The sequence below is a fragment of the Pseudomonas sp. 9Ag genome, assembly GCF_902506445.1.
Lineage (GTDB): Bacteria > Pseudomonadota > Gammaproteobacteria > Pseudomonadales > Pseudomonadaceae > Stutzerimonas > Stutzerimonas stutzeri_AB.
Window position 1 is genome coordinate 82597 of the sequence record NZ_LR733836.1, and the last position, 19066, is coordinate 101662.

17 protein-coding genes are annotated in these 19066 nt (G+C 63.6%); 8 read left to right on the forward strand and 9 right to left on the reverse strand.

Annotation, left to right across the window (positions count from 1 at the left end):
* Positions 1-7: 7 nt before the first annotated feature.
* The 3 genes from pstA to phoU all read left to right on the forward strand — a co-directional run bounded on the left by pstA (position 8) and on the right by phoU (position 3436).
* On the forward strand, positions 8-1624 hold the full coding sequence (gene pstA / locus ALTERO38_RS00375) for a phosphate ABC transporter permease PstA (RefSeq protein ID WP_178114614.1): 1617 nt from the start codon (positions 8-10) through the stop codon (positions 1622-1624).
* Positions 1625-1704: 80 nt separating this feature from the next.
* Entirely contained in the window at positions 1705-2535 is an 831-nt protein-coding gene (pstB, locus tag ALTERO38_RS00380; RefSeq protein WP_045423577.1) for a phosphate ABC transporter ATP-binding protein PstB, read from the forward strand.
* 175 nt (positions 2536-2710) lie between these two features.
* A complete protein-coding gene (phoU, locus tag ALTERO38_RS00385; protein WP_073299219.1) occupies positions 2711-3436 on the forward strand; it encodes a phosphate signaling complex protein PhoU in 726 nt (241 codons plus the stop codon).
* 191 nt (positions 3437-3627) lie between these two features.
* Here the strand turns inward: phoU and ALTERO38_RS00390 are convergent, their stop codons facing one another.
* Positions 3628-4542, reverse strand: coding sequence for a LysR family transcriptional regulator (locus tag ALTERO38_RS00390; RefSeq protein WP_159966852.1), 915 nt, complete (start codon positions 4540-4542; stop codon positions 3628-3630).
* 88 nt (positions 4543-4630) lie between these two features.
* On the opposite strand from ALTERO38_RS00390, the gene ALTERO38_RS00395 reads away from it, so the two are divergent.
* On the forward strand, positions 4631-5581 hold the full coding sequence (locus ALTERO38_RS00395) for a DMT family transporter (protein ID WP_159966853.1): 951 nt from the start codon (positions 4631-4633) through the stop codon (positions 5579-5581).
* 235 nt (positions 5582-5816) lie between these two features.
* Here the strand turns inward: ALTERO38_RS00395 and ALTERO38_RS00400 are convergent, their stop codons facing one another.
* The 5 genes from ALTERO38_RS00400 to ALTERO38_RS00420 form a co-directional block, all read right to left on the reverse strand.
* On the reverse strand, positions 5817-7190 hold the full coding sequence (locus tag ALTERO38_RS00400; protein WP_159966854.1) for a GTPase/DUF3482 domain-containing protein: 1374 nt from the start codon (positions 7188-7190) through the stop codon (positions 5817-5819).
* A 159-nt stretch (positions 7191-7349) separates the two neighbouring features.
* Positions 7350-8744 carry a DUF2868 domain-containing protein gene (locus tag ALTERO38_RS00405; RefSeq protein ID WP_159966855.1) on the reverse strand — a complete coding sequence of 465 codons (1395 nt, stop codon included), beginning with the start codon at positions 8742-8744 and terminating at the stop codon, positions 7350-7352.
* Between the two features lie 63 nt (positions 8745-8807).
* Complete coding sequence (locus ALTERO38_RS00410) at positions 8808-10286, reverse strand: tripartite tricarboxylate transporter permease (RefSeq protein ID WP_159966856.1); 1479 nt, start codon at positions 10284-10286, stop codon at positions 8808-8810.
* Between the two features lie 24 nt (positions 10287-10310).
* Positions 10311-10811, reverse strand: coding sequence for a tripartite tricarboxylate transporter TctB family protein (locus ALTERO38_RS00415; RefSeq protein ID WP_159966857.1), 501 nt, complete (start codon positions 10809-10811; stop codon positions 10311-10313).
* 13 nt (positions 10812-10824) lie between these two features.
* Complete coding sequence (locus ALTERO38_RS00420; protein WP_159966858.1) at positions 10825-11802, reverse strand: tripartite tricarboxylate transporter substrate binding protein; 978 nt, start codon at positions 11800-11802, stop codon at positions 10825-10827.
* 209 nt (positions 11803-12011) lie between these two features.
* Between ALTERO38_RS00420 and ALTERO38_RS00425 the strand changes: the two genes are divergently transcribed.
* Positions 12012-13202, forward strand: coding sequence for a CaiB/BaiF CoA-transferase family protein (locus ALTERO38_RS00425; RefSeq protein WP_159966859.1), 1191 nt, complete (start codon positions 12012-12014; stop codon positions 13200-13202).
* A gap of 57 nt (positions 13203-13259) precedes the next feature.
* Here ALTERO38_RS00425 and ALTERO38_RS00430 read toward each other — a convergent pair whose 3' ends face one another.
* On the reverse strand, positions 13260-14378 hold the full coding sequence (locus ALTERO38_RS00430; protein WP_159966860.1) for a glycerophosphodiester phosphodiesterase: 1119 nt from the start codon (positions 14376-14378) through the stop codon (positions 13260-13262).
* A gap of 153 nt (positions 14379-14531) precedes the next feature.
* Here ALTERO38_RS00430 and folA point away from each other — a divergent pair, with 153 nt between their 5' ends.
* Positions 14532-15047: a type 3 dihydrofolate reductase gene (gene folA / locus ALTERO38_RS00435; protein ID WP_159966861.1), complete on the forward strand. Its 516-nt coding sequence runs from the start codon at positions 14532-14534 to the stop codon at positions 15045-15047.
* A gap of 91 nt (positions 15048-15138) precedes the next feature.
* Positions 15139-15801 carry a YitT family protein gene (locus ALTERO38_RS00440; RefSeq protein ID WP_159966862.1) on the forward strand — a complete coding sequence of 221 codons (663 nt, stop codon included), beginning with the start codon at positions 15139-15141 and terminating at the stop codon, positions 15799-15801.
* Between the two features lie 4 nt (positions 15802-15805).
* Here ALTERO38_RS00440 and ALTERO38_RS00445 read toward each other — a convergent pair whose 3' ends face one another.
* Complete coding sequence (locus ALTERO38_RS00445) at positions 15806-16261, reverse strand: metallophosphoesterase family protein (RefSeq protein WP_159966863.1); 456 nt, start codon at positions 16259-16261, stop codon at positions 15806-15808.
* Positions 16262-16364: 103 nt separating this feature from the next.
* Between ALTERO38_RS00445 and ALTERO38_RS00450 the strand changes: the two genes are divergently transcribed.
* Positions 16365-17483 (forward strand): NAD(P)/FAD-dependent oxidoreductase, encoded by a 1119-nt coding sequence (locus tag ALTERO38_RS00450; RefSeq protein WP_159966864.1) that lies wholly within the window; start codon positions 16365-16367, stop codon positions 17481-17483.
* Here the strand turns inward: ALTERO38_RS00450 and ALTERO38_RS00455 are convergent, their stop codons facing one another.
* Positions 17484-18875 carry a uracil-xanthine permease family protein gene (locus ALTERO38_RS00455; protein ID WP_159966865.1) on the reverse strand — a complete coding sequence of 464 codons (1392 nt, stop codon included), beginning with the start codon at positions 18873-18875 and terminating at the stop codon, positions 17484-17486.
* Positions 18876-19066 lie beyond the last annotated feature (191 nt).

Sequence of the window (19066 nt, forward strand, 5' to 3'; positions counted from 1 at the left end):
GGTCTGGATGAACGCCGGCGCCGTTTCCATCGCCGTGATCATGACTCTCGGCCTGCTGGCGGTGATCGCCGTGCGCGGCCTGGAGCATTTCTGGCCGGACGACGTTATCGTCGCCGACTACCAGATTCCGGGTGCCGAGCCGCGGGTCATGGCCGGTGAAGTGGTACAGGCCGAAGAGGTACCGCGTGCACGCTTGGCGGCCAGCGGCTTGCCGGTGGACGTCGAAGGCGGCGAGTTCATGACCCGTGAACTGCTCAAGGTCGGTAACCGCGAAGTTTACGGCGCGGATTTCTCCTGGGTCGTTGGCGAGTGGCTGAGCAACTCGCGCAAGCCGGCCGATCTGGTGGCGCTGGAGCGCCGCGAGTGGGGCAACTTCTATGGCGAGCTGTTGAACGTCAAGGAAAGCGGCCAGCTGGTTGCCGAGGGCGAGGCGGCATGGCCAGAGCTGCAAAAGCGGATTGACCGCATCGACGAGCTGCATGCTGACATTGCCAAGCTGGAGAAGGTCGACATCGGCCGCATCAACCATGGTCTGGAACGCCTGCGCCTGAAAACCCGCAAGCTTGAACTGGATGATCAGCTCGATGCGGCTGCCCAGGCCGAACTGGATGCCGAGCGTGCGCAGTGGGACGCCGAGTACAAGGCGCTTGAGGGCGAGCTGACCTCGCTCTACACCGGCTTCAACCGCGACAGCATCACCATGCGCACCATGGACGGTCAGGAAAAGGAGATCAGCCTCGGCAAGATCGTCCGCGCCTATCGCCCGAACGCCATGTCGACGCTCGACAAGCTGGGCTTCTACTTTGCCAAGGTCTGGGAGTTCGTCAGCGACGAACCACGTGAGGCAAACACTGAAGGCGGCATCTTCCCGGCGATTTTCGGCACTGTGCTGATGACCATCATCATGGCGGTGATCGTCACCCCGTTCGGCGTGATCGCCGCGGTTTACCTGCGTGAATATGCCAAGCAGGGCGTACTGACCCGCATCATCCGCATCGCGGTCAACAACCTCGCCGGGGTGCCGTCGATCGTCTACGGGGTGTTCGGCCTGGGCTTCTTCGTCTACGTCCTGGGTGGTTCGCTTGATCGCATCTTCTACCCCGAAGCAGCGCCTGCGCCGGTATTCGGCACGCCGGGCCTGATGTGGGCCTCGCTGACGCTGGCGATCCTGACGTTGCCGGTGGTCATCGTGGCCACCGAGGAAGGCCTGGCGCGGATTCCGCGAATCCTTCGCGAGGGCTCGCTGGCGCTGGGTGCGACCAAGTCCGAAACACTGTGGAAAGTGGTCCTGCCAATGGCCAGCCCGGCGATGATGACCGGCCTGATTCTCGCCGTGGCCCGTGCCGCCGGCGAAGTGGCTCCGCTGATGCTGGTGGGTGTGGTCAAACTGGCGCCGAGCCTGCCGCTCAACGGCAACTACCCCTACCTGCACCTCGACCAGAAGATCATGCACCTGGGCTTTCACATCTATGACGTCGGCTTCCAGAGTCCCAACGTCGAGGCGGCGCGGCCATTGGTTTATGCGACAGCGCTGCTGCTGGTGCTGGTGATCGCGACGCTGAACCTCAGTGCGGTCGTGATCCGTAACCACCTGCGCGAAAAATACAAAGCGCTCGACCACTAACAGCCGACAGACCCGCTGGAGGCCCGGCGCTGCCACGATTGCAGCCCGCGCTTCTAGCCTCCAGCGATACGGAGACATCCATGTCACAAGCAAAGACGCATTCCATCGACATTTCGGCGCTGGGTCGCGACAAGCGCGCGCTGAGCCTGGCCAACGAAGCCGTGGCCATCGAAGTGCCTGACCTGAGCCTCTACTACGGCGAAAAGCAGGCGCTCTACAACGTCAGCATGAACATTCCGCGTCAGCGCGTAACGGCCTTCATTGGTCCGTCCGGTTGCGGCAAGTCGACCCTGTTGCGCTGCTTCAACCGCATGAACGACCTGGTCGACGGTTGCCGCATCGAAGGCGCCATCAACCTCGACGGCCACAACATCTACCGCAAGGGCGAAGACGTCGCCGACCTGCGTCGCCGCGTCGGCATGGTGTTCCAGAAGCCCAACCCGTTTCCCAAGAGCATCTACGAGAACGTCGTCTACGGCCTGCGCATCCAGGGCATCAAGCAGAAGCGCGTGCTCGACGAGACCGTCGAATGGGCGCTCAAAGGCGCGGCGTTGTGGGAAGAGGTGAAGGACCGCTTGCACGAGTCGGCTCTTGGTCTTTCCGGTGGTCAGCAGCAGCGTCTGGTGATCGCGCGGACCATCGCCGTGCAGCCCGAAGTGCTGCTGCTGGACGAACCCAGCTCAGCGCTCGACCCGATTTCCTCGTTGAAAGTCGAAGAGCTGATCTACGAGCTCAAGGCCAAGTACACCATCGTCATCGTCACGCACAACATGCAGCAGGCCGCGCGGGTATCCGATTACACCGCGTTCATGTACATGGGCAAGCTGATCGAATATGGCGACACCGATACGCTGTTCACCAATCCCGAAAAGAAGCAGACCGAAGACTACATCACCGGCCGCTACGGTTGATGCCATGGGAAATCTCCTCTGGCTTTGTCGGGCGCGCTTGCCGTACTACTCGTACTGTCAGCGCGCGCCCTCCGCGCCAGTGAAGATTTCCCAAGGGCCTCAACGTTAACTCGACAATTTTTCAGGTGCGCTGCGCACCAGAGCCGCCTAGCGGCAGCCTCCTCGGAGCGAAAAGATGATCAGCAAAGACAGCCACACGCAACACATCTCCCAGCAGTTCAACGCCGAGCTGGAAGAGGTGCGCAGCCATCTCCTGGCCATGGGTGGCCTGGTGGAAAAGCAGGTCAACGATGCGGTCACCGCGCTGATCGATGCCGATTCCGGGCTCGCGCAGCAGGTGCGCGACGTGGATGACCAGATCAACCACATGGAGCGCGACATCGATGAGGAGTGCATCCGCATCCTCGCGCGCCGCCAGCCGGCAGCCTCCGACCTGCGCCTGATCATCAGCATCTCCAAGTCGGTCATCGATTTGGAACGCATCGGTGACGAAGCCACGAAGATCGCCCGTCGCGCCATCGAACTGTGTGAGGACGGCGAGTCGCCGCGTGGTTACGTCGAAGTGCGCCACATCGGCGATCAAGTGCGCCGGATGGTCCAGGAGTCGCTGGATGCTTTTGCCCGCTTCGACGCCGAGCTGGCGCTGTCGGTGGCGCAGTACGACAAGACCGTCGACCGCGAGTACAAGACCGCGCTGCGTGAACTGGTCACCTACATGATGGAAGACCCGCGCTCGATCTCCCGCGTGCTCAGCGTGATCTGGGTGCTGCGCTCGCTGGAACGGATCGGTGACCACGCACGCAACATCGCCGAAATGGTGATTTACCTGGTGCGTGGCACCGACGTGCGCCACCTGGGCCTGACCCGCATGGCTGAGGAAGTCGCCAACAAGCGCAGCTGATCTGATTGCTCGACGGCCCTGGCTGGTGGGCTGAAGCCCACCCTACATGGAGTCTGAGTCAGTGGCTGGTTGCGTATCGACGGCAGAAAGAAAGATGGGGCGGGGCGCTCGGCTTCATTCTGTCCGTTAGTCCGACCGCCCGCCGGTAGGGTGGGCTTCAGCCCACCGAGGGCATGCCCGCTGTCGTGTGCTCAGCGCGATGCCAATGTCTCGCTCAGGTAATCGATCAGCACCCGTTGCTTGGGCGGCAGGTGCTGGTTCTGCCGCCACAGCAGCCAGGCTGCGCCTTGGTACGAGCCGGTGTAGCGCCACTGCGGCAGCACCTCACGTAAACGTCCCTCAGCCAGTGCCTGCGCCGCCGTGAACTGCGGCAGCACGGTGAGACCGATATCGCCCAGCGCCGCCTCCAGCCGCGCTTCGCTGTGGTTGCAGATGTAGCGCCCCCGCACTGTCACCACTTCCTGCTGTTCGCCGCAGCCGAAATGCCAGCGGTTGTCGCCTGCACTCTCCCCCAGATACAGGCAGCTATGGCGCAGCAGTTCCTGCGGGTGCTGGGGCTCACCGTGCAGGCTGAGATACGTCGGGCTGGCGCACAGGATTTGACGCACCGCTCCGAGTGGCTTGCCAGCCAGTTCTTCGGGCGGTTGATCAGTGACCTTCACCAGAAGGTCAAAGCCATCCTCGATCAGATCCGGGCTCTGATCGCTGACCTGCAACTGCACATCGACATCGCTGTAGCGCTGCAGGAAGCCCGGCATCAAAGGGCTGATGACGAACTTGCCGTAGGCCTTGGGCACGCTTAGGCGCACCAGCCCACGCGGGCTGCTCATCAGGCGCTCACCGATGGCCAGTGCCTGGTCGGCGGCGTCCAGCATCGTGCGGCAGTGCGCATAGCACTCACTGCCGGCTTCGTTCAGCCGCAGCTGGCGCGTGGTGCGCTCCAGCAGTCGTAGCGACAAGGCGTGTTCCAGTCGCGCTACCTGGCGACTGACCGCCGAGGCGGTGGTGCCTAGTTCACGGGCCGCTGCGGAGAAACTCCCGGCCTCGACCACGCGCACAAAAACCGCCATGCCCGGCAGCAGAGAGGCGCTGTCATTCGTTCTCATGACGCACAAGTCCTTTTCCGAATCGCTGGATTATCGATCTCAGCGTAGCAATGGACAATCGACTCGTTGATTCAACCGAGCAATCGAAATGCAGAACTTGAGTGGTATGGCGCGACGCAACCTCTGGCTGGCCGATGCCATGCTGCTGGTGGTGGCGATCATCTGGGGCAGCAGCTATGCGGTGGCCAAGCAGGCGCTGTGGTTCTATCCGGTGCTGGGGTTTCTGGCCATTCGATTTGGGCTGACGTTCATATTGCTGTTGCCACAATTGCGCGGAGAAGGGCTACGTGCGATTCGACCGGGCTTGCCGTTGGGCTTGGTGATGCTGTGCATCTTTCTTTGCGAGACCTGGGGCGTGATGCTGACAACGGCCAGCAATGCCGCGTTTCTTATCAGTTTGTGCGTGGTGTTCACGCCCTTTGTGGAATGGGCGATGTTGCGCCAGCGTCCAAGTAACCTGTTGTTCGCCGCCTGTGCGCTGTCGCTGGTCGGCGTCTGGCTGTTGACTGGTGGAATGGCGATATCCCTCAACCTGGGTGACGGGCTGATGCTTGTAGCAGCGGTGCTGCGCGCCGTACTGGTCTGTCTGACGCGACGCCTGACTGCCAATCTCGGCGTGCCGCCCCTGGCATTGACGGCGGTGCAGAGTGGAGTGGTCGCATCGGGTTGCCTGGTGCTGGGTCTGTCGTTGCCGGGAGGCCTGCCGGCCTTGCCGCAGAGCCCAGCGTTCTGGGCCGCCACCTTGTATCTGGTCGGCTTCGCAACCTTGTTTGCGCTCTATGTACAGAACCTGGCGCTGGGCCGTACCAGCGCGACGCGGGTGTCATTACTGATGGGCTCGGAACCGCTGTTTGGCGCCCTCATCGCGGGGCTCTGGTTTGGCGAACGACTGGGCATGCAGGGATGGATTGGCGGGCTGCTGATTATGATTGCGACACTGGGCACCTTGTGGCTCAGCCGTTCGGATTCGCCTGCGCCGCGTTCGTCTACCGTTGATGGTGCGTTACCGGCAGGGACTGATCGCCAAACGGTGGGCTGAAGCCCACCCTACGACCATTCACCATTCACCATTCACCATTCACTATTGGTGCGGTTGGCCTGCATGCGCGGGTTAGTCTTCTCTCACTCTGCAGGCTCCGCTTTGTAGGGTGGGCTTCAGCCCACCACAAACCACCCGGAAGCATATTGCCCCCAAACCGCTGTTCGGCGGGCTAAAGCGGAGCGCTGCCTGGCCCCGCCATGCCGGCGAGCGCTCTTCACGGCGCCAACCGGGCTCAGTCTTTGCGTAGGTTGGCTAGTAGTCCCTCAATCGCTACCTGTCGCTCGCTGTCTTGCAACCGTGCGCCTGGATTCAGTGATGACCATTGCGGATGCGCGCGACAGCGGTGCAGCGCCTCGGGCAGCTTGCCTTCGCGCCAGGTCTTGTCGTCCGGTGCATCAAGACGGATCGCCTCCATCGCGGCGTGCCCACGGGCGGCAAGGGTTATCAGCAGTTGGCGCTGACGCAGGGCAAGCAGGCGCAGTACCGCATCATCAACCGTCAGCTCGCGCTGGCCCTTGAATTTGCCCAGCAGCCGGTTCCCATAGTGCCTGGCGGTCTGCGCACCGCCGCCGGCAAGCGCGCCCAGCAGCGCCGCGGCACCCATGGTGATGCCGCCGACCATCAGGTCGACCCCGGCACCGGCGGCGGCGCCGGCCGCCATCCCGCCGCCGATTTTTACGCCCAACTCCTTCAGCGTTTCGGGATTGAACAGGTCGTCGCCCCAGCGTCCGTCGAGCAGTGGCAGATCGGCCGCCGCGGCATCCTGCGAGCGAAAGCCATAGAGCCGCAACAGGGCTTCGACGCAGCCCTGTTCGCGGGCGCGTACGGCGTCATGCAGCTCACGGATGGCCCCGCGCTCGAGGTCTGGCTGCGCCGCCACGCTACGGCGGCAGGCGGCAACGTCGACCAACAGTTCGGCGATCAGGCGGTTGCCTTCGCTCAGCCGTGCCAGGGCCTGGGCTTCATGGTCGTCGATCAGGCGCTGCAGCTTGGGCCGCGACTGTTCCAGCAGCAGCGCCAGGCTTTCATAGAGCCGGCGCTCGCCGTCGATCGGCGGCGCCACGCTGTCGAAACGCACCAGCGCATGCAGGCCCAGCCGCGCCAGGGCTTCACGCCACTGTTCCTCTCGATGGCCAGGCTGAGCGACGAAATTGAGCACCGGCAGCAGCGGTTTGCCGCAGCCGGCCAGCACCGCCAGCTCATCCTTGTATTTGGCAAGCACCGGCTCGCGCGCATCGATCACGTAGAGCCCGGCGTCGCTGGCCAGCAACTGGCGCAGCACCTTGGCCTCCTGCTCGAAACGCTGGCGCGCTTCGCTGCCGTCGAGAAACCGCGCGGTGCGGGCCGGGCCGTCGAGGCGCTCGCCAGGGCGTTCGATTCGCTCCAGATGGTCGAGCAGGGCAATGGCGTCTTCCAGGCCGGGGGTGTCGTAGAGCTCGAGCAGCGGTTCGCCATCGACCGACAGGCGTGCGCCTTCGACGTGACGGGTGGTGCTCGGTCGATGCGAGACCTCGCCAAAGCTGACGTCCCGGGTCAGGGTACGCAGCAGCGAGGTCTTGCCGACATTGGTGTGGCCGACCAGGGCGAGTTTTAGCGGTGCGCTCATGGTCGAGACTCCAGTCTGGCTGTGGTGCGGCAAGGGACGAATAGAGTGGCTCCAGCAGACATCCGCTGCTGTTGTAATAGCCCGCGTGCAGCCGAAGCTGTCGACGTTGCCACCGCTTTGATCGGCAGCACGCTGGGCCTTACCAGAATCGAGCCAAGCTCAATCATGGCCAGTCTCCAGCCAGCTCACCGGGGCGCTTCCCGAATGGGGTAGACCGAGGCCATCCAGCGCCTGGTGCCAATCCTGCAGGCGATGGCTGTCCAGCGCTTCGCCAGTGGGCTGCTGCAGCAACCAGATGCGACTCTCTGCGGCGCAACGGCTCAGCTCGCCGATAAGGGCCAGCGTGCCACGGTCTGGTGAGCGACGCGGGTCGCAGGCAATGGCCAAACGCTGCGGTGGGAAGCGGGTCAGCTGTTCCAGCAGCCGCCGGCGTTGCTCGCGATCATCCAGCACGCCTGCATCGGCGACCGTTTTCGGCAGCTTGGGCGGCCAGGGATGGCTCTGGTCCAGCTCGATGCCGACCAGCACCGCGCCCTCGCTGCCGTCCAGTTGCGCTCCGGCGCTCGGCGCATGCAGCTGTGGCGGCGCGGCATCATTGATGCCGAGGCGTTCAGTGGGTGGCTGAAGCCGCTCACGCAGCAGGCGGTAGGCCGGAAGCTGCAGGTCGAGCCGCAGCTGTGCCCGTCCACGCCGCCAGCGCCAGAGGCAGAACAGCGCCAGCAGCAGGCGCGGAATCAGCCCGTAGATCAGCAGCACCCCGACCAGCCAGCCCGCCCAGCTCTGGCGTGCGCTTTCCGCGTCACTGGCAAGGTCGCCGCTGGCGCGGATCTGAGCGATGTCCGGCACGCTGAAACCCAGCAGCGACGGCAGCGCGCCGAGCGCTTGGGTCAGGCTGATAAATGTGCTTTCGCCGAGGATGGTGGTTTCCCAGACGAAGCCGTAACGACGTGTCGCCAGCAGCGCGAGCAGGGTCAGCAGCGCGCTGGCCATCGCTATCAGCCAAACACCGTGTACCCCGAGCCCGAGCAGCCAGCGCCCAAGACGCCGTTGCTCCAGAACCGCCAACAGCGCCGGGGCCAACTGCACGGCGCGGGCATCACGGGCCAGCTTTTCACTGAGCCAGAGCCACAACCGGCCCAGCGCACCTCCGGCATCGCCAGCAAAGACGAAGCCCAGCAGCCAACCCAGCAGGGTCAGCAGGTTCAGCCCGAGCAGGCTGCCCAGCGCCCAGAACACGTTGACCGGCCGAATACCGTCACCCAGCGCTGCAAATGCCAGACCGGCACCGGTCAACAGCGCCAGCAGAACCAGCGCGAAACCCGCCAGCCGCGCGCCCTGACGCCAATGGCGCAGTGCGTCGATCAGGCCGTCACGGCGTGCCAGCCACAGTGCGCGGTGCTCGATCAGTTCAGGCAGTTCACCGCCCTGTGCTCGGGCCTGGCGATTGGCTTCGGCGTCGTCCAGCGGGCCGGCGTGTTCTTCGCGCAGCCGCACGGCTTCGGTCAGCCAGAGACGGTCAAGGGGATTCGGTGATGGCGGAGGAGGTGCGGGCACGCGGTTTCTCGGAGAAGGGCTCGGTCCTGAGGATAACCGGTGCCGGCCACAAGGGCGAACAGCTCAGCGCGCCCGGATACGCTCCTGCCAATAACGCCTTACCGCGAAGAAAAGCGACAGCGCGGTGAGCACGATGAAGATCCAGGTGATGGGGCCGCGGAAGAAGATCATGGGGTCGCCGCGGCCGATCAGCAGCGTGCGCCGCAGGTTGTCCTCGAACATCGGCCCGAGAATGAAGCCCAGGAGGAAGGGCGCTGTCGCGAAGCCGGTGCGGTTGAACAGATAGCCGATCACGCCGAAGAGCAGCATCAGGCCAATGTCGAACAGGCTGTTATTCACGGCGAAGGCACCGTAAACGCAGAACATCAGCACGATGGGGAGGAGGATAGCCTTGGGAATCTCGGCGATCAGCGAGAAATACTTGATCACGCCGTGACCGACGAACAGCAGCACCGCCGAGCTCAGCATGATCCCGCAGAACAACGCGTAGACAAGCGTCAGGTTTTCCTGGAACAGCACCGGGCCAGGCGTGAGGCCATGGATCATGAAGGCGCCAAGGATGATCGCGGTGATGACGTCGCCGGGGATGCCCAGCGACAGCAGCGGAATGAGCGTCGCGCCAGCCACGCCATTGTTGCCTGACTCGGCCGCGGCGACGCCTTCAAGCTCGCCCTTGCCGAAATTTGCCCGGTTGGCCGATCGGCGTTTGGCTTCGCTGTAGGAAATGAATGACGCGGCGGTGGCGCCGGCGCCCGGAATGGCACCGATGATCACGCCGATAAACGAGCCGCGCACGATGGTTACCAGGCTGGACTTGAGCTCGCTAAGCGTCAGGCCTGCTCCGCTGGAAGCGGCGCGGATATGGGGGCCAGCCTTCTTCAGGTAGAAGTCGATCACCTCGGGTATGGCGAACAGGCCGATCAGCAACGGCACGAAGGACACCCGGTCCATCAGGTTGTAATTATCGAACGTCAGGCGCTGGCTGCCGTACACCGCATCCATGCCGATCATGGAGACGATGACGCCGAAGCTGGCGGCGATCAGACCCTTGACTGGCGAGTCGCCCGCGATGGAGACGATGATGGTCAGCGAAAAGCAGATCAGCCAGAAAAACTCTGGCGGCCCGAAATTGAGCGCGACCTTGGCCAGGTAGGAGGCAAACAGGATCAGCGCCAGGTTCGATAGCACATCGGCAATACAGGACGAGTAAAGCGCCATCTGCAGCGCCTTCTTTGCCTTGCCCTGTTGCGTCAGTGGATAGCCGTCGAGCAGGGTGCAGGCAGCGGCCGGAGAACCTGGCGTGTGAATCAGGATGGCGGTGATCGAGCCGCCGTACATGCCGCCCTTGTAGATGCCGACCAACAGCAGAATTGCCGTCACCGGCTCCAGGGAAAAGGTGAAGGGCAAGGCCAGTGCTACGGCCATGGTCGCGGTAAGGCCAGGAATCGCTCCGATGACCACCCCAATCAATACGCCGATAAAGATAGCGATGAAATTGTCGACGCTGAGGAACAAGTCCAGGACTTCGGAAAAACCTTCCATTCGGTTACTCGCGTGAGGGCGCTGTCAGTTCCAGAGCGTGCCGGAGGGCAGCGGGACATTCAGTACGTGGATGAACAGCAGGCTTACCAGCCACGGCAACGCGATCGCCAGCAGGTAAAGCCAGGGCTTGCGCACAGGGTGAGCGGCAAACAACAAGAGCGTGCCAAGGATGCCAGCAGCGATGGCGCCGAGCAGGTCGAACAGCACCCAGTAAGCGCCCAGCCCGGCCAACATCAGCAGCCAGCGCCGGGCCGGCGCACGTTCGGATTCGTCCTCTGCCATTTGGTCCGGCGGCCGTAAGCAGCCCTCGACGATCAATGCCAGCGACAATGCCACGATCAGCCAGCCCGCCACGCTGGGTAGCCAGCGTGGCGACTGCATGGGATTGTCGACCATGGGCGCTTCGTCGATATGGTTCGGCACTAGATAGAACAGGAACACCAGCGCCGCGATCAGCCAGAACGCGCCCAGCCATGTGTTGAGATTGGCCCAGCGCGGGCGGCGCAGCGCGGCGTTGGTGGTCATGGCGCGTCTCCGATCAGTTCAGCTCGGCCTGGCCTGCGACGCGCTGCCAGCGTTGAACGTCTTCAGCAACGTAGTCGCGGAAGCTATCGCCTTCCTCGGTCGCCGGCTCTCCGCCGATCTGTGCGGCGAAATCCTTGAAGCCCTGATCGTCCATGACCTTGTCCAGCGCGGTCTGTAGCGTCTCGACGGCCTGGTCGGACATCTGGTCGTCGGCGATCAGCCCGAACCAGGCGGTGGTGACGAATTCGCCAAGACCCAGGTCCGCGCCGACCTTCGACAGCGGCTCGACATCGGGCAGGTAGGGCGATGCCTCTTTCGAGGTCACGGCCAGCGCCTTGAGCTTGCCGGACTGGATGTGCGACAGCACCGTCGGCATGTTTTCAAAGGAGACGTCGACGTCACCGCTGAGCAGTGCCGGCAGCGCTTCGCCACTACCGCGGAAGGGCACGTGGGTCATCTTGGTGCCGGTCATGGTCTTGAACAGCTCGCCGGACATGTGAATCGAGCTGCCGATGCCGGCAGAGCTGAACGTCATTTCCTTGGTCTTGGCCGCCTCGACGAATTCCTCTACCGAGTTGTACGGGCTGTCGGCCGGTACCACCATGACGTTGGGGATTTCGATGATGTTGCGGATGAATTTGAAGTCTTTTACCGGCTCGTAGGGCAGCTTCTTGTAGATCACCGGGCCGATGGTATGCCCGGGAGACGCCATCAGGATGGTGTGATCCGCGCCACGCCCGCCGCGGGCCAGTTGTCCGGTAGCCATGGTCGAGCCGGCGCCCGGCCGATTCTCGACAACCACCGTGCCGACCTGTTGCTGCAAAAGATCGGCGACTTTGCGCGACAGCACGTCCGTCGTACCACCCGGCGCGTAGGGCACCACCAGGCGAACGGTGTCGGTCGGCCATTTGGCGGCCTGGGTCAGCGAGGCGAGGGGGAGCGTGGCAGCCAGGAGGAACAGGCTCAGGGTGCGCTTTATAGTCAGGGGCATGGTGGTGTTCTCTTCTTGTAGTTGTTGTAAGTCTGCACGTGTAGCGATCAGCCGACGCTGCCACCTTAAAAGGATCGAACCCTGACGGGAGTCCGATGAGCGAAAAACGGTTCGGTAATCGCACAGATGTTTGCAGGCCATCTGTTGTGGTTTCGACCCGCTTGCGCCAATTTCGTCGCCATCGCCCGTTCAAATATGTAGGAGAGTCGATGAGCGTTCTGCAAGGCATCAAGGTACTGGATCTGACTCGCATCCTCGCAGGGCCCTGGTCGACCATGGCCCTGGCCGACCTTGGCGCCGAGGTGTGGAAGATCGAAAGTCTGGAGGGTGATGACACCCGCAGCTGGATGCCGCCGGCCAAGGCCGGCATCTCCACCTACTACCTCAGCGCCAATCGCAACAAGCAGAGCCTGGCGGTGGATATGCGCAAGCCCGAAGGCCGCCAGTTGATCCTCGACCTGGCTGCGCAGGCCGATGTGGTAGTCGAGAACTTTCTGCCGGCGAGTCTCAAGCGCCTCGGGCTGGATTACGAAACACTGGCCGCGATCAATCCACGGCTGATCCATTGCTCGATCACCGGTTACGGCCGCGGTAACCCGATGGAGAACCGTCCAGGCTACGACTTCATCATTCAGGCCGAGAGCGGCTTCATGTCGATCACGGGTGACAAAGAGGGCGAGCCGATGCGCCTGGGTGTTGCCTTCATCGATCTGGTGACCGGCATGAACGCCGTTCAGGGCATTCTTGCGGCGCTGTACGAGCGCGAAAAATCCGGACTCGGCCAGTCCGTGGATATTGCCCTGTCCGACAGCGCGCTGCATTTTCTGGCCAACGTCGCCTCTGGCTATCTCAACACCGGCAAGGTGCCGCAGCGCTACGGCAATGCCCACGCCAGCATCGTGCCCTACCAGCTGTTCAACACCGCAAACGGCAGCATCGCTCTGGCGGTGGGCAACGACGAGCAGTACCGGCGCTTGTGCCTGGAGGTACTCAAGCGTCCTGAACTCCACAGTGATCCACGCTTCACCCAGAACAAAGGCCGCACCGAGCATCGCGAGCTGCTGATTCCGCTGTTGCAGCAGGCATTTGCGCAGTGGCCCAGCGAGGCTTTGATCGAAGCCCTGCGCGCGCAGGCGATCCCGGTCGGCGAAGTGAAGGATGTCGCGCAGGCGCTTGAATCGGAAACGGCACGCTACCGCGATCTGGTAGTCAGCGCCGAGCATCCGGTGGCAGGCGAGGTGCGTATGGTGCGCAGCCCGTTGCGGCTGTCGCGCACGCCGACGGTTGCGGCAAAGGCCCCGCCGTTGCACGGCGAACACACCGACTCGGTGCTCGGGCGGGTGCTGGGTAAGGATCAAACCAGCCTTAACGCATTGCGCGAAGCCGGCGTCATCCGCTGACACCGGCTGCTTGTCACCTCCCCCCAGCCAGGGGCGATCAACCCGTGGCTGTATCGGTCAGTTCTGCTGTTGGCGCAGGCGTACGGCAATGTCCGGCTGGTCGATGAACAGCCCGTCGATACCGGCATCGAGGAAGGCCTGGATGTCAGCCTCGACATTGCCGCGCTCGGCTGGCGAATCGCCGTTGCGCAAGTTGGTCGGCAGGAACACGTTCTCGGCGCGGAAGGTGTACGGGTGCACCTTCAGGCCCGCCGCATGGGCGTTCGGCACGAAGTCGGTCGGCTGGCCGAGATTGCCGTTGGCATCGCGCGGGATGATGTAGCCCTTTTCCGGGCCGACGCCGGCTGCATAGCGGGAGATCGCCTTGAGCCCTTCGGCCGTGGCCATCTGTGCGTAGGTCAGGTCGCTGCCGCGAACCTTTTGATCGTAAGGCTGACCGCCGCCAAACAGCTGGACCAGGCGCAGCTGCGTCATCCGGCTGAGGATTTTCAGGTTTTCCACTTCGAACGACTGGATATAGACCGGCGCGCTGCGGCCCGCGTAGCCGTTGCGATGAAGAATGCTGACCAGCGGCTTTTCCATCGCCAGGCCAAGTTTCTGGAAGTGCGTCGGGTGCTTGGTTTCCGGGTACAGGCCGATACGGCGGCGCTCGCTCAGCTGCAGGATCTTCACCAGATCGATGATTTCCTGCAGCGTCGGGATTTCCAGGCTGCCGTCCATTCGCGCGTTACCCGGACGGATCGTTGGTATACGCTCGATGGCGCGCAGTGTCTTCAACTCGGCCAGGGTAAAGTCTTCGCTGAACCAGCCGGTGAGCTTCACGCCATCCACCCTCTGCGTGCGCTTGCGGTCGGCGAACTCGGGGCGTTGCGACACGTCGGTGGTCAGCCCCAGCTCATTGTCATGACGGGCTACCAGCTCGCCGTCGCGGGTCATCACCAGATCGGGTTCGACGTAATCGGCACCCTGCAGAATCGCCAACGCGTAAGAGGCGAGCGTGTGCTCGGGCACGTAGCCGCTGGCGCCACGGTGGGCGATGATCAGCGGACGGGGTTCATCGCGCCCGTGCTTGGCGGCAACCGAAGCATCGGGTGTGGCGGCAAACGAAGCGACCGGCAGCAGCAGGCTGCAGGCGGCAAGCAGGTGGCGCAGGGTAAGGCGGCTGTGGCGGGCCATTGCGGGCGTCTCCTTGGAAGGGGAGCGGTTAGCCTGAAGTTTGATAATGACCACAGCTTGACGCTTCGGTAAACCGGATATGACCGTTCGATGATGCTGACGTGTATCTGGCGGCGCTGACTGCCCGGCGGGCGCTCTGCTATCCTCGCGGCCATGAATCAGACCTCTCTTCCCCTCGCAATGATCGCAGCCCTGGCGGATAACCGCGTCATCGGGCTGGACAACAAGATGCCCTGGCATCTGCCGGCCGACCTCAAACACTTCAAGGCCACGACCCTCGGCAAGCCGATCATCATGGGTCGCAAGACCTGGGATTCGCTTGGCCGCCCACTGCCGGGGCGCTTGAACCTGGTGGTCAGCCGTCAGCCCGATCTGCAAGTCGAAGGTGCCGAAACATTCACCACGCTGGATGCTGCGCTGGTTCGCGCCGAGCAGTGGGCGCGTGAGCAAGGCGTCGACGAGCTGATGCTGATCGGCGGCGCGCAGCTCTATACCCAGGCCCTGGGTCAGGCGCAGCGGCTCTATCTCACCCGCATCGAAGCCAATCCCGCGGGCGACGCCTTTTTCCCCGCCTATGACGAAGCTGACTGGGAACGTGTCGACAGCGAGGCACACCCGGCCGAGGGTGAAACGCCGGCTTACCGCTTTGAGACCTGGCAGCGGCGCTAAGCCCGTCACCCTACGCTTCCTTGACTGACGCCAAGTCCTGACCTGGCGTCAGTGCTTATGCTTTCCGTCCGCTCCACACGAGACATTTTCCATGCACAACGACAAGCCGAGCCCAGTGCAATGCGACGCTGAGCAGGCGGAAACCATTGCGCCGATATTTGTCCGCCATCCGCTCTGGGAGGACGCCCTTGCGCTGCTCTTGGGCACCGCGATGGTGGCGCTGGGGATCGCCTTCTACAGCCACGCCGGGCTCTTGACCGGCGGCACGGTCGGTCTGGCCTTTCTGCTCAAGTACTTCGCCGGCTGGCCTTTCGGGCTGGTGTTCTTCACCCTGAACATTCCGTTCTATCTGTTGGCCATCTGGCGCATGGGCTGGAGCTTCACGTTGCGCACCGTGATCGCGGTGGGACTGGTGTCGCTGCTGGCCGAGCTGACCCCGAACTGGATCCGCTTTGCCGAGCTGAACATCTACTACGCGGCGCTGTTTGGCGGTTTCGCCATGGGCGTCGGGCTGCTGATGCTGTTCCGTCATCGGGCCAGCCTCGGCGGGGTAAACATCCTTGCGCTGTTCCTGCAGGAGCGCATCGGGCTGCGCGCCGGCACTTTTCAAATGGGCATCGATGCATTGATCGTGCTGGCGGCGGTCTTCATCGTGCCGCTGGATAAGGTTGCGCTTTCGGTGCTGGGCGCGGTGGCACTGAATCTGGTGCTGGCGATCAATCACCGCAGCGACCGCTACATGGGCGTGAGCTGAGCGCTTAACCCAGCGTCACCAGCTGCGCGCGCGGCTGGCCGTCCTCGATGTCCAGCAGCGCCAGGCTGATAGGTAAGGTGAAGCGGCGGCGGCCTGCGCTTCCCGGATTGAGGAAGAGCACGCCGTTGACCTGCTCGATCTTCGGTTGGTGTGAATGGCCGGCAATCACCACGTCGACCTGCTCTGCAATCGGGTCGATGCCCATCGTCTTGACGTCGTGGGTGACGTAGACGCGCAAGCCGCCGATTTCCAGGTCCAGATGCTCCGGGACCTCCGCCGCCCAGTCACCGCTGTCGACATTGCCGCGGATCACATCGAGCGGCGCCAGTGCGCGCAGCCCCTCTAATACCTCGGGTTTGCCGATGTCGCCGGCGTGGATGATGCGCTCGCAGCCTTGTAGCGCCGCGAGGGTCTCAGGGCGCAGCAGGCCGTGAGTGTCGGAGATGACGCCGATGCGCATGGTGGCTCCCGTTTTCGAAATTGCCTGAGGGTTGGGCAAGCGAGACTTGGCCCTGGTTCGATCTTGCGGCAGTCTGGCGCTCGCCTAAACGAAGGGGAAACAAATGGAGCAGGTCGATTGCGTCGTGATCGGGGCCGGCGTGGTGGGGCTCGCAGTCGCGCGGACACTGGCCCTGGCCGGGCGCGAGGTGTTGATACTGGAAGCCGAAGCGGCAACCGGCACCGGCACCAGCTCGCGTAACAGCGAAGTCATTCATGCCGGCATCTACTATCCGCAGGGCTCGCTGAAGGCACGGCTGTGCGTGGCCGGGCGCGACGCGCTTTATGCCTTCTGCGAGAGCCACGGCGTTCCCTACCGGCGCTGCGGCAAGCTCATCGTTGCCACCGATGACTCGCAATTGGCAGGACTTGACGCGTTACAGGCGCACGCCTTGGCCAACGGCGTAGACGATCTGCAGCGGCTCAATGGCGCTGAGTTGAAGGCATTGGAGCCGCAGCTCAACGCCGTGGCTGGCCTGTTGTCGCCCAGCACCGGGATCGTCGACAGTCACGCCTTGATGCTGGCGCTGCAGGGTGATGCCGAAGCCGCGGGCGCGCTGCTGGCCTTGCTGGCACCAGTGGAGGCTGTCGAGGTGATGGATGACGGCTTGAAACTGGACGTCGGCGGGGCTGAGCCGATGACCTTGCTCGCCAAGACGCTAATCAATTGCGCAGGTCACGCAGCTCCTGCGATTGCGTTGCGCACCAAAGGGTTGCCTGTCGACAAGGTGCCGCCGCGCTATTTCGCCAAGGGCAGCTATTTCAGTCTGGCGACTGCCACGCCGTTCCGCCATCTGGTCTATCCGATGCCCGAGCCCGGCGGCCTGGGCGTGCATCTCACGCTGGACCTCGGCGGGCAGGCGCGTTTCGGCCCTGATGTCGAGTGGGTCGACAGCCTCGATTACAGGATGGATGAAAGCCGCGCTGAGGGCTTCTACGCGGCGATCCGACGTTACTGGCCGGCATTGCCCGATGGTGCGCTGCAGCCGGCGTACACCGGCATTCGGCCGAAGATCAGCGGGCCCGGCGAGCCGGCAGCGGACTTCTATATCGACGGGCCTGCCGAGCATGGCATTGCGGGGCTGGTGAACCTGTTCGGCATCGAATCACCAGGACTGACGGCTGCCCTGGCGATTGCCGATGAGGTCTGCCGGCGCCTCGCTAAGGAAGCGCGGACCGGTTGATCAGACCGGATCCTGCTCCGCACTTGCTGGCGACTCGGGCAGGAACCAGTTCATCACCAGGGCGCAGATGCCGCCGGTGGCCACGCCGGATTCCAGCACGTTGCGCAGCGCTACCGGCAGGTTCGCGAGGAACTCCGGCACCTGAGAAAAGCCCAGGCCCAGCGCCAGCGATACGGAAATGATGAGCAACGCGCGACGGTCCAGCTTGATGCCCGCGAGAATATTGATGCCAGCGGCCGCTACCGCACCGAACATAACCAGAGCTGCACCGCCCAGCACCGGCTCCGGAACCGCCTGCAGCACGCCGGCGACTGCCGGGAACAACCCGAGGATCACCAGCATCACCGCGATCCACATACCGACGTAACGGCTGGCGATGCCGGTGAGCTGGATGATGCCGTTGTTCTGCGCGAACACCGAGCTCGGGAATGTGTTGAAGAAGCCCGCCAGCAGCGAGTTGGCGCCGTTGACCAGCACGCCGCCCTTGATGCGCTGCATCCATAGCGGGCCTTCCACCGGCTGACGCGAAAGCTTGCTGGTGGCAGTGATGTCGCCGATGGCTTCGAGTGAGGTGACCAGATAGATCACCACCATCGGAATGAACAGGCTCCAGGAAAAGCCGAGGCCGAAGTGCAACGGCATCGGCACTTCGAACAGCTCGGCTTCGCGCATACCAGTGAAGTCCAGTCGGCCCAGGTAGGCGGCCAGCGCATAGCCGATGGCCATCGCGATGATGATCGCGCAGCTGCGCATCCACTGCACGGGCAGGCGGTTAAGCACGACGATGGCGGCCAGCACCACGCCGGAGAGCAGCAGGTTTTCGCGACTGGCAAAGGTACCGTTGCCCATGGCCGAGTAGCCGCCACCCATGCTGATCAGCCCGACCTTGATCAACGTCAGCCCGATCATCAGCACCACGATGCCGGTCACCAGCGGCGTGATCAGCCGCTTGATGAAAGGCAGCACGCGCGAGACGCCCATCTCAATGAACGAGCCGGCGATCACTACGCCGAAGATCGCAGCCATTACGCCTTCGACCGGCGTGCCCTGCTTGACCATCAGCACGCCGCCCGCGATCAGTGGGCCGACGAAGTTGAAGCTGGTGCCCTGCACGATCAGCAACCCGGCGCCGAGCGGGCCGAAGCGCTTGCACTGCAGAAAGGTGGCGATGCCGGAGATCACCAGCGACATGGAGACAATGATGTTGGTGTCGCGCGGCGATACGCCGATGGCCTGGCAGATCAGCAGGCCGGGCGTGACGATCGGCACGATGATCGCGAGCAGATGCTGCAGCGCGGCGAGAAAGGCAATCCATGGGCGTGGCCGGTCATCGAGGCCATAGAGTAGCGCTTCGTTCGTGTCGCTCGCGTTGAGCTGTTCGGGGGCGTTCATGGGCATCCTTGCGGATTGAAAAGGAGCGCGATTCTACTGAGCGCTGCCGGTCTCGCACAGGGCAAGCAGCCGGCAACCCGCACTGATCCACGTCGTGAGGTAGCCGCAGTCCACTGCGACAGCACGGTAGAGGCACCCGTCGGAACGTTGGGTCACCGTGCATGCCGACTGGAGGCTGTAGGCGTGTGCCC

Coding starts and splice junctions, on each gene's coding strand:
- ALTERO38_RS00455 (WP_159966865.1), bottom strand. CDS start 18,875: ATGAACGCCCCCGAACAGCTCAACGCGAGCGACACGAACGAAGCGCTA.
- ALTERO38_RS00450 (WP_159966864.1), top strand. CDS start 16,365: ATGGAGCAGGTCGATTGCGTCGTGATCGGGGCCGGCGTGGTGGGGCTC.
- ALTERO38_RS00430 (WP_159966860.1), bottom strand. CDS start 14,378: ATGGCCCGCCACAGCCGCCTTACCCTGCGCCACCTGCTTGCCGCCTGC.
- phoU (WP_073299219.1), top strand. CDS start 2,711: ATGATCAGCAAAGACAGCCACACGCAACACATCTCCCAGCAGTTCAAC.
- ALTERO38_RS00440 (WP_159966862.1), top strand. CDS start 15,139: ATGCACAACGACAAGCCGAGCCCAGTGCAATGCGACGCTGAGCAGGCG.
- ALTERO38_RS00410 (WP_159966856.1), bottom strand. CDS start 10,286: ATGGAAGGTTTTTCCGAAGTCCTGGACTTGTTCCTCAGCGTCGACAAT.
- folA (WP_159966861.1), top strand. CDS start 14,532: ATGAATCAGACCTCTCTTCCCCTCGCAATGATCGCAGCCCTGGCGGAT.
- ALTERO38_RS00415 (WP_159966857.1), bottom strand. CDS start 10,811: ATGACCACCAACGCCGCGCTGCGCCGCCCGCGCTGGGCCAATCTCAAC.
- ALTERO38_RS00390 (WP_159966852.1), bottom strand. CDS start 4,542: ATGAGAACGAATGACAGCGCCTCTCTGCTGCCGGGCATGGCGGTTTTT.
- pstA (WP_178114614.1), top strand. CDS start 8: ATGAACGCCGGCGCCGTTTCCATCGCCGTGATCATGACTCTCGGCCTG.
- pstB (WP_045423577.1), top strand. CDS start 1,705: ATGTCACAAGCAAAGACGCATTCCATCGACATTTCGGCGCTGGGTCGC.
- ALTERO38_RS00395 (WP_159966853.1), top strand. CDS start 4,631: ATGCAGAACTTGAGTGGTATGGCGCGACGCAACCTCTGGCTGGCCGAT.
- ALTERO38_RS00445 (WP_159966863.1), bottom strand. CDS start 16,261: ATGCGCATCGGCGTCATCTCCGACACTCACGGCCTGCTGCGCCCTGAG.
- ALTERO38_RS00425 (WP_159966859.1), top strand. CDS start 12,012: ATGAGCGTTCTGCAAGGCATCAAGGTACTGGATCTGACTCGCATCCTC.
- ALTERO38_RS00400 (WP_159966854.1), bottom strand. CDS start 7,190: ATGAGCGCACCGCTAAAACTCGCCCTGGTCGGCCACACCAATGTCGGC.
- ALTERO38_RS00420 (WP_159966858.1), bottom strand. CDS start 11,802: ATGCCCCTGACTATAAAGCGCACCCTGAGCCTGTTCCTCCTGGCTGCC.